Annotated in this window: 14 protein-coding genes; 3 read left to right on the top strand and 11 right to left on the bottom strand. The window is 56.9% G+C overall.

Going from position 1 to position 15,217, the window contains the following annotated elements; translation table 11 throughout:
- Positions 1 to 49: 49 nt before the first annotated feature.
- A complete protein-coding gene (locus tag ABD982_RS06690; protein ID WP_345445876.1) occupies positions 50 to 2,083 on the bottom strand; it encodes an ATP-dependent DNA helicase in 2,034 nt (677 codons plus the stop codon).
- Positions 2,083 to 3,684, bottom strand: a complete 1,602-nt coding sequence (hflX, locus tag ABD982_RS06695) for a GTPase HflX (RefSeq protein ID WP_345445878.1) — start codon at positions 3,682 to 3,684, stop codon at positions 2,083 to 2,085. The genes ABD982_RS06690 and hflX overlap by 1 nt, the downstream gene beginning before the upstream one ends.
- Before the next feature lie 191 nt (positions 3,685 to 3,875).
- Between hflX and ABD982_RS06700 the strand changes: the two genes are divergently transcribed.
- Positions 3,876 to 4,484, top strand: a complete 609-nt coding sequence (locus ABD982_RS06700; RefSeq protein ID WP_345445880.1) for a class I SAM-dependent methyltransferase — start codon at positions 3,876 to 3,878, stop codon at positions 4,482 to 4,484.
- Positions 4,485 to 4,537: 53 nt separating this feature from the next.
- Here the strand turns inward: ABD982_RS06700 and dapF are convergent, their stop codons facing one another.
- The 3 genes from dapF to miaB are packed head-to-tail and all read right to left on the bottom strand — an operon-like array spanning position 4,538 to position 8,065.
- The gene (gene dapF, locus ABD982_RS06705) at positions 4,538 to 5,500 is read right to left on the bottom strand and encodes a diaminopimelate epimerase (protein WP_425570034.1); all 963 of its coding nucleotides are present in this window, start codon (positions 5,498 to 5,500) and stop codon (positions 4,538 to 4,540) included.
- A 49-nt stretch (positions 5,501 to 5,549) separates the two neighbouring features.
- Positions 5,550 to 6,554, bottom strand: a complete 1,005-nt coding sequence (miaA, locus tag ABD982_RS06710) for a tRNA (adenosine(37)-N6)-dimethylallyltransferase MiaA (protein WP_345445884.1) — start codon at positions 6,552 to 6,554, stop codon at positions 5,550 to 5,552.
- On the bottom strand, positions 6,551 to 8,065 hold the full coding sequence (miaB, locus tag ABD982_RS06715; protein WP_345445886.1) for a tRNA (N6-isopentenyl adenosine(37)-C2)-methylthiotransferase MiaB: 1,515 nt from the start codon (positions 8,063 to 8,065) through the stop codon (positions 6,551 to 6,553). Before miaB ends, miaA begins: the two co-directional genes overlap by 4 nt.
- 35 nt (positions 8,066 to 8,100) lie before the next feature.
- Here miaB and ABD982_RS06720 point away from each other — a divergent pair, with 35 nt between their 5' ends.
- Together ABD982_RS06720 and ABD982_RS06725 are read left to right on the top strand one after the other, a co-directional pair.
- The gene (locus ABD982_RS06720; protein ID WP_345445888.1) at positions 8,101 to 9,216 is read left to right on the top strand and encodes a hypothetical protein; all 1,116 of its coding nucleotides are present in this window, start codon (positions 8,101 to 8,103) and stop codon (positions 9,214 to 9,216) included.
- Between the two features lie 95 nt (positions 9,217 to 9,311).
- Positions 9,312 to 10,535: an aromatic amino acid transport family protein gene (locus ABD982_RS06725; protein WP_345445890.1), complete on the top strand. Its 1,224-nt coding sequence runs from the start codon at positions 9,312 to 9,314 to the stop codon at positions 10,533 to 10,535.
- 75 nt (positions 10,536 to 10,610) lie between these two features.
- Here the strand turns inward: ABD982_RS06725 and ABD982_RS06730 are convergent, their stop codons facing one another.
- The 6 genes from ABD982_RS06730 to pgsA all read right to left on the bottom strand — a co-directional run bounded on the left by ABD982_RS06730 (position 10,611) and on the right by pgsA (position 15,177).
- Positions 10,611 to 11,621 carry a regulatory protein RecX gene (locus ABD982_RS06730; protein ID WP_345445892.1) on the bottom strand — a complete coding sequence of 337 codons (1,011 nt, stop codon included), beginning with the start codon at positions 11,619 to 11,621 and terminating at the stop codon, positions 10,611 to 10,613.
- Positions 11,622 to 11,747: 126 nt separating this feature from the next.
- Entirely contained in the window at positions 11,748 to 12,848 is a 1,101-nt protein-coding gene (gene recA / locus ABD982_RS06735; RefSeq protein WP_251380827.1) for a recombinase RecA, read from the bottom strand.
- A gap of 213 nt (positions 12,849 to 13,061) precedes the next feature.
- Positions 13,062 to 13,283, bottom strand: a complete 222-nt coding sequence (locus ABD982_RS06740) for a DUF3046 domain-containing protein (RefSeq protein WP_237203599.1) — start codon at positions 13,281 to 13,283, stop codon at positions 13,062 to 13,064.
- A gap of 73 nt (positions 13,284 to 13,356) precedes the next feature.
- Entirely contained in the window at positions 13,357 to 13,806 is a 450-nt protein-coding gene (locus tag ABD982_RS06745) for a helix-turn-helix domain-containing protein (RefSeq protein ID WP_345445896.1), read from the bottom strand.
- Between the two features lie 262 nt (positions 13,807 to 14,068).
- Positions 14,069 to 14,572, bottom strand: coding sequence for a CinA family protein (locus ABD982_RS06750; RefSeq protein WP_345445898.1), 504 nt, complete (start codon positions 14,570 to 14,572; stop codon positions 14,069 to 14,071).
- Positions 14,572 to 15,177 (bottom strand): CDP-diacylglycerol--glycerol-3-phosphate 3-phosphatidyltransferase, encoded by a 606-nt coding sequence (gene pgsA / locus ABD982_RS06755; RefSeq protein WP_345445900.1) that lies wholly within the window; start codon positions 15,175 to 15,177, stop codon positions 14,572 to 14,574. The genes ABD982_RS06750 and pgsA overlap by 1 nt, the downstream gene beginning before the upstream one ends.
- Positions 15,178 to 15,217: the final 40 nt, after the last annotated feature.

A 15,217-nucleotide genomic window follows, 5' to 3' on the forward strand; every position in this document is an offset into this window, starting at 1 on the left:
AAGAAGGGCTAGGTCATGCTGACCTAGCCCTTCTTATATACCCATACCCTTAGGGGGTCTCAACAATCTGCGCCAGACGCTCTAAGGCGCCCAGCACCACGTTCTTATTCTGGGTAGCCCAAAAAGGCGGCAGCGTTTTCACCAGATAACTACCGTACCGCTGGGTAGCAATTCTCGAATCTAGAACCGCAACAACACCGCGGTCGTTCACTGAGCGCACCAGACGTCCAGCACCCTGAGCCATACGAACAGCCGCGTGAGTGGCTGATACCGCCATAAAACCGTTACCACCGTTCTTGGCGACAGCACGCGAACGTGCCTGTGAAAGCGGGTCATCCGGCCGAGGGAAGGGGATACGATCCATAATGACCAGGCGGCAGGAATCCCCCGGGGCGTCCACTCCCTGCCACAGGCTCATGGTGCCAAAGAGGCAGGAATTTGTATCTTCCACGAATTCCTTAACCAGTGCTCGCAGGGATGATTCTCCCTGTAAGAGGATGTTGAGGTCAGTTCGCTCACGCACATATTCGGCGGCAAGTTCCGCACCTCGTTTGGAAGAAAAGAGGCCCAGTGCACCGCCGCCGGAGGCAGCCACCAGCTCAACGATGCGGTCCAGCTGTTCTATTGATACCCCACGTCCGGGCTTGGGTAGGTCTGATGCTAGGTAGAGAACCCCCTGTTTGGGGTAGTTGAAAGGCGAACCCACATCGATAGCATCCCAGCGCGGCGCGCCTGAACCCATGAGACCCAGGGCGCCAGCTGTTGCTTCAAAGGACTCCCCCAGTGCCAGCGTTGCCGAGGTGAGCACCACGGTGCGGCCGTCAAAGAGACCTTCGCGCAGGTAACCCGCAACAGAAATAGGGGCGATGTTGAGGGTTGCAGGATCATCATCGGAGGCTGCCACGTAACCACGACCCGGCTCCCACGAGCCCTGGCGGGACACCCAAATTACCTGGTGTTGAGGGTCTGCCTGCAGCATTTTCTCGGCGGTGTCGTGTACCTCGGTGAGGCTAGCCCGCGTCATCTGCCGGCCAGCATCCGCATCCTTTTCACCCGACTTAGTATCAGTAAGGGCAGAACGAGCGGCATCGCGCACCTGCTCCATGGCCGCAGCGACGCGGTCAGGCAACCCCCTGGCCATCAGTTCAGCAGGCACACCGTTGAGAGCATCATCCAGTTTCAAAGCCGCTTGTTCTAAGGCTTTGTGGTCGGCTGTGGTGTGTTTGCGGACGCTGCGAGCAACCTTGCTGATCATGAGAGGTGAAAGCCCGCCAGTCACCGCACCGGTCACTCGGTCCGCGAGTTCGTGAGCCTCGTCGATAATAACGACCTCGTGTTCAGGCAGAACGTTGACGCCCTCAAAGGCGTTGATCGCCAAGAGCGCGTGGTTAGTGATGACGATATCTGCATCGGCTGCCTGGGTGCGGGCATTTTCGCTAAAGCATTCCTCAATGAGGGGGCACTTACGTCCCAGACATTCCGAGGCAGTTACTGAAACTTGTCGCCAGGCGCGGTCACTGACACCGGGAAGCAGCTCATCGCGGTCGCCGGTATCGGTGGTCTGCACCCAGGAGCGCAGGCGGAGAATCTCTTCACCCAATTTGCCGGTAGCGCCAGTGGTAGCGTCCATTTCGAAAAGGGTGTCACCGTCGTCATCAGGGTAGCCGCCTTCAACCTTGTGCAGGCAGGCATAGTTATTGCGACCCTTGAGGATGGCTACATCAGTTTCGTGTTCGGGTTGGTCCCCCAGCGCCTCGAGAAGGCGCGGGATATCTCGGTGTACAATCTGGGACTGTAGCGCCAGAGTAGCGGTGGCAACGATGATGGGTTTCTCGCTGTGCTGGGCCGAAACAATGGCAGGGACCAGGTACCCCAAGGACTTACCAGTGCCGGTGCCCGCCTGAACCAGCAGGTGCTTTTCAGTCTCCAGCGAGCGGGCAACGTGTGCTGCCATGGTGCGCTGGCCGTCCCGTTTTTGGCCTCCGCTGCGCTCCACCACCGTGTCAAGAAGTTCTAGAGCAGATTTAGCACCGGGCAGGGTTTCTAGCTCCTGCCCGGTAGGTGCACTGACGGTTTCACTCATTAACGGGTGGTTTCGACGGCGCCAGCAGCCACCGCCTCATCGATTTCGAGTTGCAGAATTTCAAAGAGTTCATCATCTAGAACAAACTCCGATAGTTCTGAGGCAACCTCATCGCGCACCAGCGCTTGAACGTAGGTTCCATCGGAGACAAAGGCAGTGCGCAGGATTTCGGCATCCCACTGATGCAGACGGGAAACAATCTCACCGTGGGAATAGGGCACCAGCAGGTTTAGTTCGATGGAGGGGCGAGGAATGGTGTCAGCAATTTTCTGCTGCAGCTCCTCAATGCCTTCACCGGTACGGGCAGAGACCACCACGTGGTTGGGTTCGCGCTGACGCAGGCGTTCAACTACGTAGGGGTCCGCAGCATCAACCTTGTTGAGCACGATAATCTCAGGAATGTTCTGAGCCTCAACCTCTGTAATGACTTCACGCACCGAGTGAATCTGCCCCTCGGGGTCAGGGTGGGACACATCGACCACGTGCACAATCACATCAGCATCCGCTACCTCTTCGAGGGTGGAGCGGAAGGCCTCCACGAGTTGAGTGGGCAGTGATCGTACAAAACCTACGGTATCAGAGAGGGTATAGCCAACCCCGTCCGGAGTTTGCGCCTTACGCACAGTGGGGTCAAGGGTGGCAAAGAGAGCGTTTTCAACCAGCACGCCAGCATCCGTGAGGCGGTTAAGAAGCGAGGATTTACCGGCGTTGGTGTAGCCGGCAATAGCCACCGAGGGCACCCGGTTTCGCTTGCGGTTAAGACGCTTAGTTTCGCGGGCCGGTGCCATCGCAGCGATTTCGCGCTTGAGCTTAGCCATACGGGCGCGCAGGCGGCGGCGGTCCAGCTCAATCTTGGTTTCACCGGGTCCACGTGAACCAATACCTTCACCACCGGCAGCACGGCCACCGGCCTGGCGAGAAAGGGAAGCACCCCAACCGCGCAGACGGGGCAGCATGTACTCTAGCTGAGCGAGCTCAACCTGTGCTTTACCTTCACGGGACTTAGCGTGCTGGGCAAAGATATCCAGAATCAAAGCGGTTCGGTCAATGACCTTAACCTTGACAATATCTTCAATAGCACGACGCTGGGAGGGGGCCAGCTCGGCGTCCACGATGACTGTATCGGCACCTGTCGATTCAACGATATCTTTGAGTTCAAGCACTTTACCGGAGCCCAAAAAAGTACCGGGATCCGGCTTGAGGCGGCGCTGTACCAGACCGTCTAGAACCTCAGAACCAGCGGTCTCAGCCAGTGCGGCGAGCTCTCGCAGAGAGTTCTCTGCCTCAGCCAAGGTCCTTTCACTCCAGACACCTGCTAGCACCACGCGTTCAAGGCGTAGCTGGCGGTACTCGACTTCAGTGACATCCTCAAGCTCGGTAGACAGACCGGCCACGCGGCGTAGCGCACGACGTTCTTCAAGATCCTGCTGTTCACCATCATAGGAGGAATGTTCGCTCTGGTTATTTGAAAGCTCGCGAGCGCGTTCGCCCAGCACGTTCCCGCTGCTTTCTGCCCTACCTAGCACCCTGTCAACGGTGAGGCGGAGCTGCTCATCAGATGGCAGATGTGCGGTCTGGCTGGGGTTTGCGTTTTCGGTCATAGTGCCTTTCTCAGGTTTAGAAACTGTGTTCTATTCTACCGGGGTGAGAGCGCTAGGGGCAGTGGGTGCGGGCTAAAAGGTGGGGGTGTTCTTTGGTGGCTTAAGCCCCGTGCCTACCGGGTATCGTGTTGTTCTTACCAGGAAGTCACCACTGTCTACTTGGTTCGCCGGGTGGCGTAAAATAGTAGTCTATGAGTTCAGCGCACTATTTTTCTGAAAACCCCACCGGAGACTTCACCCCAAAGCCCCTCTCTGTTGAGCTGGCAGGGCAGAAAGTCACTGTGATGACAGCGGGCGGTATTTTCAGCCCCGGTGGCGTCGATAAGGGCACCAAGATTTTGCTGGACGAGGCTCCCGAACCTACCGGCCACCACCTCTTGGATATTGGCTGTGGTTGGGGCCCCATTACCCTTACCCTAGCGATGCGGGCACCAGCAGCTGCGGTCTACGGCGTTGATGTGAACTCTCGTTCAGCCCAACTCACCGAGATGAATGCAGCTAAGCTGGGGCTGTCCAACGTGACGGTGGGTAGCCCTGAGTCATTACCCGAGGATCTCACCTTTGACACGATCTGGTCTAACCCTCCCATTCGGGTAGGTAAAGAGGTCTTACACGACATCATGCACCGGTGGTTGCCCCGGCTCTCCCCCGGTGGATCTGCCTACCTGGTGGTCCAAAAGAATCTGGGCTCTGATTCTCTGCAAAAGTGGCTGAGCGCTCAGTTCCCGGCCCTGGAGGTTAGCCGCTACGCTACCTCCAAGGGCTTCCGCATCCTGCAGGTACACAACCCCGCAGAATAACCATGAGAGTTTGAGCGGCCGCGTTCTAGCAGCCGCTATCTCCCGTTTTCTTCCTAGCCGAGAAGGATTTTACCTACCATGGTGGCGGGCCCGGCGAGGACGACGTGTTCAAGTTCGTCCGGTCCGAGCACGAAGGTGACTGCTAAGGTGCCACCGGGGACACGCACCAACCACTCATCGGGGGCCTCGTCTCCGCCCCAGAAACGGGTGGCTGCTGCAGCTGCGCAGGCGCCGGTGCCGCAGGAGAGGGTTTCGCCGACGCCGCGTTCGTGGACGCGCATGCGGATTTGGCCGATATTTTCGGTGGCTGGGTCGCCGTCTTCTGCTGAGATTTCTTCGGGGACCACGAATTCGACGTTGGTACCTTCAGGTGGTCGGGGTGAAACTTTAGGGGCCTCGTGCAGGTTGAGTCCATCCAGTTTGCCGTCGGTCCCTAACATGACCACGGTGTGGGGGTTACCCATGGTGATGGAGAGTGCGCCGCGCGGGGTTTTGAGGCCCTTAGCGGTAACCTGGGCGTCAGTGCCGTTATCGCGTGCCATGTCACCGTTGATGAAGCCCCAGGGGCCCATATCGATGGCGTAGCCAGTATCAGTTTTAGCCACGGCTTTGACACCTGCTCGGGTGCCGATGAGGAGGCGTCCACCTTCTTCAAGTTCAATTAGGCCTTCACTGAGCAGGTAGTCCACGAAAGCGCGCACGCCGTTGCCGCACATCTCAGCGATGGAACCATCACCGTTACGGTAGTCCATAAACCATGTGGCCTCGGGATGGGCTTCTAGCAAGTGGCTGGCAAAGTCCAGGTTTTTGGTTTTGACCGCGCGGATAAATCCGTCTGCACCAATACCGAAGTGGCGGTCAGTTACCTGTGCAATCAGTTCAGCAGGAAGGTCCAGCTCACCTAAGGGGTCAGTGATAAAAATAAAATCGTTGCCCGTTGCATGCCCCTTCGTCAGGGTTTTGGCGGTGAGATCTCCCCAGACAGGAGCTTCATATACGTGGGTAGCCACTGGTATCCCTTTCGGTCGTTGGTCTCACAATAGACCTCTTCATCTGCCCCTCAGTCTAGTTGCTCTGGGCAGGGCTTGTAGCCTCAAACTGTCGGATCGCCTCTATCGCTCGGTCGGCGTTCTCAGCATCTGACCAATCCAGCCAGGTCACCCTAGGATCAGCCGAGAACCAGGTGATCTGCCGGCGTGCGAACTGGCGAGTTGCGGTCACTGTATCGTCGATGGCTTTTTCCACCGTGTACTTCTCGCCCTGAGGCAACTGGCCGCGCTCAGCATCCAAAAGACGCAAGAATTCACGGTAGCCGATAGCTCTAGAGGCCGTCTTGCTCTGACGTAGTCCACGTGCCTCCAGTGTCTCTACTTCAGCCAGCAGACCGGCCTTTTCCATGAGAACCACGCGCTCATGCAGGCGTTCGTGCAGCTGTGCCCGGTCTCCGTTAAGACCAATTTGCAGGGAAGGCTGGACATACTGACGGGTAGGCATAAAGGACGAAAAGGGCCGACCGGTCACCTGGTAGACCTCCAAGGCTCGCACCAGCCGGCGGTCGTCCTTGACCCGTGCCGCTGATTCAGGGTCTACCTGCAGTAGCCGGGCGTGTAAAACACCGGGGCCCTTGGCTTTGAGTTCATCTTCCAGGGCAGCACGTACAGCCGGGTCCGTATCTGGGAATTCCAGCACATCTAGAGCTGCTCGTACGTAGAGACCAGAGCCGCCCACCACGATGGGATAACGGCCACGGCCCTGAATTTCAGCAATCCTCTGACGCACCTGCTGCTGAAAGACGGCGACCGAAGCTTCCTCGGTGACGTCCAGAATATCCAGCATGTGGTGGGGCACCTCGCGCATTTCCTCAGCGGTAATTTTAGCGGTGCCGATGTCCATACCGCGGTAAAACTGCATAGAATCAGCGTTGATGCACTCCCCTCCTAAGGTGAGGGCGAGGTCGATAGCAAGATCAGACTTGCCGCTACCCGTTGGGCCGACGATGGCAATGACCGGCAGAGCACTAGCGACAGTGGGGTGCTCCAGCTCAGCGGTTCCATCAGCGGAAGATGTCATGAGCGCTTCACGATGGTCGGGAGACCCAAAGATACCGGGGAGCCAGGAACCTGGGTGGTGCCGGTACCACACGAATCAGCCTGTGCTCGGTCCCAGGCATCCCCTGCACGCGAGCGGCGCACCGAGTACTGGCTGGCGTCCGGGTCTGAAATCAGGTGGAAGGAACCGGCTTCGGTGATGGGTAGGGTGACCAGGTCACCGGGACGGGGTATTTCGCAACCGGTAGGCACAGAGAAGTGCACCAGACGCTGATCTCGGGCACGGCCAGAAAGTCGGTGGGTCTGCTCAGCCTTGCGCCCTGATTCAGCGGTGACCATGAGCTCGACGGTCTTGCCCATCTGCTTACGGTTCTCTTCACCGGCAATGCGGTCCTGCAGGGCAGTCAGGCGCTCATACCGTTCCTGCACCACAGCCTTGGGCACCTGGTTAGGCATGGTAGCAGCCGGGGTGCCGGGGCGAATCGAGTACTGGAAAGTAAAAGCCGAGGAGAAGCGTGACTCTTCAACCACGCGCAGAGTCTCAGCGAAGTCTTCTTCAGTTTCACCGGGGAAGCCCACAATGATATCGGTGGTAATAACAGCCTCAGGGATGCGCTCGCGCACCTTCTCCAGAATGCCCAAGAACTTCTTAGAGCGGTAGGAGCGCTTCATATCTTTGAGCACCTTATCCGAACCGGACTGCAGAGGCATATGCAGCACAGGCATGACGTTGGGGGTCTCTGCCATTGCGTCAATGACGTCATCGGTGAACATGGCAGGGTGAGGGCTGGTAAAACGCACGCGTTCTAGACCCTCAATCTCACCGCAGGCCCGCAGAAGCTTAGAAAAAGCCTGGCGGTCGCCAAAGCCTACACCGTAGGAATTCACGTTCTGGCCCAGCAGAGTGACCTCAATAGCGCCGTCGTCTACCAGTGCCTGCACCTCAGCCAAGATCTCGCCGGGGCGGCGGTCCTGTTCCTTACCGCGCAGGGAGGGCACAATGCAGAAGGTGCAGGTATTGTTACAGCCCACCGAGATAGAGACCCAGCCGGAGTAGACCTTATCGCGTTTGGTGGGCAGGGTTGAGGGGAAAACCTCAAGGGATTCCAGCAGCTCAGCCTCAGCTTTGTTATTGTGGCGAGCACGTTCAAGCAGGGTGGGAAGTGAGCCAATATTATGGGTACCGAAGACCACATCGACCCAGGGAGCCTTCTCAATAATGGTGTTTTGGTCCTTCTGCGCCAGACAGCCACCCACAGCAATCTGCATATCGGTGTGAACATCTTTAACTTGCTTGAGCATGCCCAGGTTGCCGTAGAGCTTGTTATCGGCGTTCTCGCGTACCGCGCAGGTGTTAAAAACCACCAGGTCAGCGCGCTCGCCGTCCTCAGCAGGCACATAGCCGCTGGATTCCAGCAGACCGCTCATGCGCTCTGAATCGTGTACGTTCATCTGACAACCAAACGTGCGCACCTCGTAGGTGCGGGTTGTGGTTGTTTCTTCTGGCTTCACTACTGATACGTCAATACTCACTTCTCTAGGGTACTAGATAGGCGATAATGGTGACCATGTCAGCTTCATCCCCTCGCTTCGCCGCACTGATAGCGGCTGCCGCTGACGCCTACACTCCGTCCAGCACTGAGTCACCGGTGACCTCGGCTGCTTTTGCGCGCCTAGCGGCCGCCATGCTTGATTTCGCTGAACAGACATCAGGATGCCGGGTGGGCGCGGTAGAGATTTTGTCAGCCGGTATGCGGTCGGTGGTTTTACGCCTGGTCTTCGAAAGCTCGGATACTTCCCCGGGCGGCACCGCGAGCGCTACGAGCAGTCGCATCGTCAAGTTTTTCCGCCGTCGCGATGCTGCTAGTAATTCTGGGGGCTTTGGTTACCTGAGGGAAAAGCACGGTTTAGCCGCCTTAGGTGAGCTGGTGCCCGGTGTCTACCCGCAGCTACGTGCATCCGATGATGGCCGCCGCACCCTCATGATGGAAGACCTAGCTTCAGGTGCGTCCAGCAAACTGAAAAGCTGCGCTGAACTCATGGCCCAGGGGTCTCAGCAGGCTGCTTTAGCTCTGCGAGCTTACCTAGACCTGTGGACGGCAGTGCTCCGCTCCCCTGCCCAGCAGAAGGTGATTGAAGGGTTCAGGCAGCAGCTGGCGCTAGCTGACCCCAAAGCAAGCAGTCCCGGTTCACTCACTTCCCCCGCTTTGGTGCTCAAAGGGCTAGAGCGAATGGTGGTTAGCGGTGATCTGCCTGCAGATCACCTTGCCCGGGTACGGGGTAACCTCGAGACCCTTTTGGCAGTCAGCCCCCACCAGTCTGTGTTAACCAGTGGAGACTTCTCGCCTCTCAATGTGGTCTTATCCGTTGCCCAGCCCCCTGCCCTGAGCACGGGGAACCTAGCAGTCAGGGCGCTAGATGCTGAGGGTAGCGCATGGCATCACCCCGCCCTACTCATTGCTGAAGTTCTCCTAGGCTTCCCATCAACACCAGGCCCATCACTGACCACCTACCTGAACGAAAGACAGCTTCAGGAGGCAGCCCTTATGCTGGCACAGCACATCTACCCCGGCATCCCTACCGTAGAAGAATTGACCGGCTTGCCAGAGGTGGAAGCCGCGTTGCTGATTATTCAAGGCATTCGCGCCGAACAAGCCGGCAACTCGCCACCAGCATCAAACTGATCCACCACACGCTACACCGCTGACCACTCGGAGACTAAAATTCTCCCCGTACAATCTAAGATAAAACACACCTGCCCTCTCTCGAAAGCTAACCTATGCCTCATAGCGTCACCTCCAACGGAGCTGCCTACCAGCGCCCTGCCCCCACCCTGAGCGTCCTGCAGGGTATCGCACTCATCTTCGGCACCAATATTGGCGCCGGTATTCTCAGCCTGCCCTACGCCGCCCGAAACGGCGGCTTCTTAGCGCTCGCCATTGCCCTGGCCATCGCGGGTCTGCTCACCACCTTTTCCATGATGTACATTGCCGAGGTTTCCCAGCGCACCAAAGAGCCCCTGCAGCTTTCAGGCCTTGCAGAAAAATACTTGGGCCAGACAGGCCGATGGATTATCTTCGCTGCCATCATGGTCAACAGCATTGGGGCGCTCATCGCCTACGCGGCTGGTTCAGGTTCTCTGCTGAGCAATCTCACCGGGCTTCCTCCACTGGCCGGGAGCCTCCTCTTCTTCTTGGCAGGCTCCTTTATCATGTACAAGGGTTTGCACGCTACAGGCTTGGTCGAGGGCCTTATCACTACCGGCATGGCGGCCATCATCCTTGCTCTTTCGCTCTGGACCATTCTGGGCCCCGGTATCACCTTCGAAAACCTACTGGTGCTACACCCCTTCTTCATCATCCCCATCATGAACCTGGCGGTCTTCACCTTTATGGCCCAGTACGTCGTACCTGAGTTAGTGCGCGGCCTAGGCGATACCAACCCTCGTGCTATCCCCACCGCTCTAGTGGGTGGCATGGCGGCCACAGGCTTCACCCTGGCTTTGGTTCCCTTTGTGGCACTCGGTTTGCTGGGCGACAACGTCTCAGAAGTTGTCACTCTCTCCTGGGGTGAAGCTCTAGGACCTGTGGCTTACTACCTCGCTAACATCTTCGCGCTCCTCGCCATGTTCACTTCTTTCGTTGCAATTGGCTACACCGCGATGCGCAACATCTTAGATATTGCCCACTGGAATGAGAAAAGCCGCAAGCGTCTCATCGCTGTGCTTCTGACCGTTGTGCCGCCTCTAGCGATTTCTCTCGCGGGTCTAGGTGGCTTCGTTTCGGCACTCAGCTACGCCGGCGGCTTTGCCGGTGCTGCCATGTCTATTCTGCCGGTGCTCATGCTCCATGCTGCCCGCAAGAAGGGTGAGCTACAGCCAGTCTGGGCGGTCACCTGGCAGGCTCACCCCCTCATTCAGGGCCTGCTCATCGTCACCTATATGGTCGCCTTCATCTACTCCCTGGCTGCCATCTTCGGCCTACTTCCCACCGGCTGGGCTTAAAAACCTTTACCGCAGTCACTGATACAGCACGAGGGCGCCGCTTGCACTAACAAGTGCGGGCGGCGCCCTTAGTTTTTATTCGTAGTAGCTTCCCGAACTTGAGTTCTCTATGCCGTTCTCTTCTATATACGTTTCAATCTCTTGCTTGACCACACTGAAAGCCAGCCCCGATGGGTAGCCCTTCCGCGCCAGCATAGCTACTAGGCGGCGCATGATTTTATCCTTCTCCTGGCGGTCGGCGAGGTCCATGGAGGGCCGCAACTTCTTACGCACCAGCTCGTGGGCATCGTTGCGTTCGTCATCGTCGGTGCGCTGTTCCAGTGCAATCTCTGCGGTCTCCCCCTCCACACCTTTTTGCTTCAGTTCCCTGCGAATAGCGCTTCGAGACAGCTTCTTTACGTTCATGCGAGTGCGCACGTAGACATCGGCAAACTCAGCATCGTTCACAAGACCTACAGCTTCACAACGAGCCAACACATCTTCAATGACAGGTTCAGAAATCTCTTTCTCAACCAGCTTCTTATAGAGCATAGACCTGGATTTAGGGGAGGCTGCTAGCTGGTTGAGCACCACATTCTTTGCACGGCTGAACTCGCTCTCAGGCTCTTTAGCGCGGCGTCGGCCCTGCCCGGGTTCCGGTAAGGGCGTAACCCCTTGAAGCAACATCGCTTCGTCGCTGACCGGCTCATTAAGGGCGGAGCCTTCGCGGAAGAGCGGCGTGCTCCGCGGGCGTTTTTGTTGAACGTCTGGCTCCCCGGCGCTGGCTGCCCCAATAGCGGGGGCAAACGGTGAAGTAGCAGCATATTTTGCTGGCGGGCGGCGGAATCCCTTCTTATGGTTGGGATTGCGCCGCTTGGTGTAGCGGTTAGTACCCGAAACAGATTCGTTCGAAGCTGGACGCTGTTGCTGCCCATTAGGTTCATTCGGCAGGTTTTTGCCGGTGTAGGGGGTCGCAGGTGCAGAAGTCGCGGCATCAACCCCGTTTTCGTGGGGAAGGTCCTGGGCTATGCCCTGAGCAGCCGGGTGCCAAGCAGGGTACTCCTCTGGCTGTAGAAAGGTCTCTTCTGAAAAATTGCTACTCTGCATGCTTCTACTTTCTCATATGAGCGAAGCCGCCCTCCCCAGAGGGAGGAGCGGCTTGCTCTGTCTCAACCGGCCCTCACTACCCCTAGGTGGAGAGCTTCTGAAGAGATGGGGTGGAGAACTTGGTGGCTAGAAGTTCTCTGAAATGTCATCCAGCGGATCAACCGAGTCGCTAGCTACTTCCTCAGGCTCTTCTTCAGCTTCTACGATGCCGAGCTTAACCATGGTCTTGTACTTAATTTCCTCACAGAGCTCAGGGTTGTCTTTGAGGAAGCGGCGAACGTTTTCTTTACCTTGGCCCAGCTGGTCACCCTCATAGGTGAACCAGGCACCGGACTTCTTGACCACGTTGTGGTCTACTGCCAGGTCCAGGATGCCACCTTCTACCGAAATGCCTTCGCCGTAGAGGATGTCGAATTCAGCCTGCTTGAAGGGAGGCGCCATCTTGTTTTTGACGATCTTGGCACGAGTGCGGTTACCGATGGGGTTAGCCCCGTCCTTGAGTGTCTCAATACGGCGGATGTCAATACGGACCGAAGCGTAGAACTTGAGCGCCTTACCACCGGTGGTGGTTTCAGGTGAGCCGAAGAAAACACCGATCTTTTCGCGTAGCTGGTTGATAAAGATCGCTGTGGTGTTGGTTGAAGCAAGACGGCCGGTAATCTTACGCAGCGCCTGGGACATCAGGCGAGCCTGCAGACCCACGTGGGAGTCACCCATTTCACCTTCGATTTCAGCGCGGGGCACCAGAGCAGCCACGGAGTCAATGACGATAATATCGACCGAACCGGAGCCCACCAGCATATCCATAATCTCAAGGGCCTGCTCACCGGTGTCCGGCTGGGAGACCAGCAGGGAGTCAGTATCAACGCCCAGCTTAGCTGCGTAAACAGGGTCAAGAGCGTGCTCGGCATCGATGAAAGCGGCGATGCCGCCCTCCTTCTGGACGCTGGCAACAGCGTGAAGAGCAACGGTGGTTTTACCCGATGATTCAGGGCCGTAGATTTCTACGACGCGGCCACGGGGCAGACCTCCGATACCCAGGGCGGCATCCAGAGCAAGAGCACCAGTTGAAATGGTGTCAACCTTAGGAGTCTCACGGTCGCCCAGTCGCATGACTGAGCCTTTTCCATAGTTCTTATCAATCTGCGCAAGTACAGCTTCAAGTGCTTTTTCTCGGCCTTCGGCGGGCACCTGGCTCACTGTCTGCATTCGGGTTTTAGCTGCCATCTACGTTTCCTCATCTCTTATCGTGGCGGAGTGTTTTCCTCTAGTCACCACGGTAATACCTGTGGCTGACACTTTAGGGAGTCTCGGTATATTTTCTGAAAATCTGTGGATAACCGTTTTATGTGTCAGCGTTTAAGCTTCATGTGTACACATTCTACACACATTCGAACATATTTTCTATTAAGTACGAGAGTGTTCTAGTGATTCGCCAGTCTAGGCACGCTGCGCCACGTCGGGGCCCAGCCACCGATCTTCAGGCAAGTCTTGGATGCGGCAGACGGCAAGCCACACTGCGCGCACGTCCTTACCCGCGGCTAATGCCTGCTCAACCGTCAGATCGCCAAAGTCTCCCGGCACCAGGTCTCTAGCAAGATGCCGGGCATAGGCTGACCCAAATTCATGCTCCATCGCTACCCAAAATTCACTGAGCTTCATAGTTGCCTTTACATACCTGAATAGAAAAAGAGCTGAACCCCCCTACGGGTCCAGCTCCTCTTCTCTAGATTTCTTAGCGAGCCACTACGGGGCGCTCTACAGCGGGGATGTCACGGCTAGAGGTAGCTGCAATGCCGTATTCGCGCTTGAACTGTTCTGAAAATTCAGCGGGAACAGTATCAGGCACAGAGAAACCTTCTTCAGTTGCCATGCGGGCGGAAACTTCGGCCAGCATAGCTGAAAGCGTGATATTGAGTGCCTGGCAGATGGAAGCAAGAAGCTCTGATGAGGCTTCTTTCTGACCGCGCTCAACCTCGCTGAGGTAGCCCAATGATACTCGAGCTGAATGTGAAACTTCGCGGAGGGTGCGGCCCTGGCGCTGGCGAACATTACGCAAAACTTCGCCGATGGCGTGACGCAGAAGGATAACCTTGCCGGTCTCGTGGACTGGGGCAGCATTCTCTGTCTGACCCACATCCTTCCAACGGACGACACCGTTCACGGATACGGGCTGCTTCGTCATTTTTATACCTATCTCCTATGGGTATTTTCTTTTGATAGATTCAAAAGCTGGTTGTTATTCAGCCTAGCGCACTCAATCTGCGCAGTCAGCTGAAAATCAAGAATATTTCGTATACTTACGACCTTTTCCTGTTACATCTATTGAAACCCAATAACCTGTGCTTTCATTCCCCGTTTTCCCGAAATTTATCTGAAGAATCACTGGGAATTAGGTTAACAGCTTACGGTGGGGCTTGCTGGCAAACCTCACACATACGAGCCCCCTAGCTGGATAGTTCATCCTCAAGAGCATCTGACAGGAGCACCAGCGCATCGTGAGCTGCCTGTTGGCGTATGCTCTGGCGATCACCTGCGTAGTTTCTTTCAACTGAAAAGACTTGCCCATCACCAGCCACAGCTAGATAGACTCGGCCAACGGGTTTACCGTCCCAGGGCTCGGGCCCAGCAGCGCCGGTTGTGGAAACACCATAGTCCGCCCCGCAGACCCGGGCGGTACCCTGTGCCATGTGTTGGGCTACCTCTGGGTCAACTGCGCCTCTACTAGCTAGCAGACCAACGGGGACTCCCAGCACCGACGCCTTCACCTCCGAAGCATAGGAAATAACGCCGCCTCGGTAGACAGCAGAGGCCCCAGGAACCGAGCAAATAAGCTGCCCCAGCAAGCCACCTGTCAGAGACTCAGCGGTAGCCAACGTCACCCCTCTCAGCGAAGCTGCTGCCACCAGCCTGGCTGCGGCTAGTTCAAGGTCTTGCTCACGTGGCAGCATTAGCGCCCCTGAGTTGCTAAGTAGTCCCGGCGCAGCTGCACTGCCTTGATAACGTAATCAATGCCGGTCACCACGGTAATCACCACGACGGCTGCCATAGCAATCCAGCCCGGCCATAGTGCCCAGGTACCCAGCTGCCCCAAAGGCATAATCATGAGCACCAGTGCTACCGTCTGCAGAACGGTCTTCATCTTGCCACCCTTGGACGCTGCCATAACTCCGTATTTGATGATGAAAAGACGCATCACGGTAATGCCCCATTCACGCACCAGAATCACGATGGTGACCCACCACCACAGCTCCCCCAGCAGAGAGAGAACCACGAAAGCCGCCCCCGTAAGAAGTTTGTCGGCAATAGGGTCAGCAATCTTGCCAAAGCTGGTAATCAGATTGCGGGAGCGAGCCAGATACCCGTCCAGCCAGTCCGTGATCATAGCGATGATGAAGACAGCAACAGCCCACCAACGCAAGCCCATATCGGTTTCACCGTGCTGACCACCAGCCAAAAGCAGCCAGATAAAGAGGGGCACCATGACAATACGCAGAGCGGTCAAAGCATTGGGAAGGTTCCAGTTAGATGAGGTGGTAGCTGTTTGTTCTGCCATCTCGTATCACGTCCTTACGTAAATGGTCACTGGCGGTGTC

It is taken from the genome of Rothia endophytica, assembly GCF_039543885.1.
Classification (GTDB): Bacteria; Actinomycetota; Actinomycetes; order Actinomycetales; family Micrococcaceae; genus Rothia; species Rothia endophytica.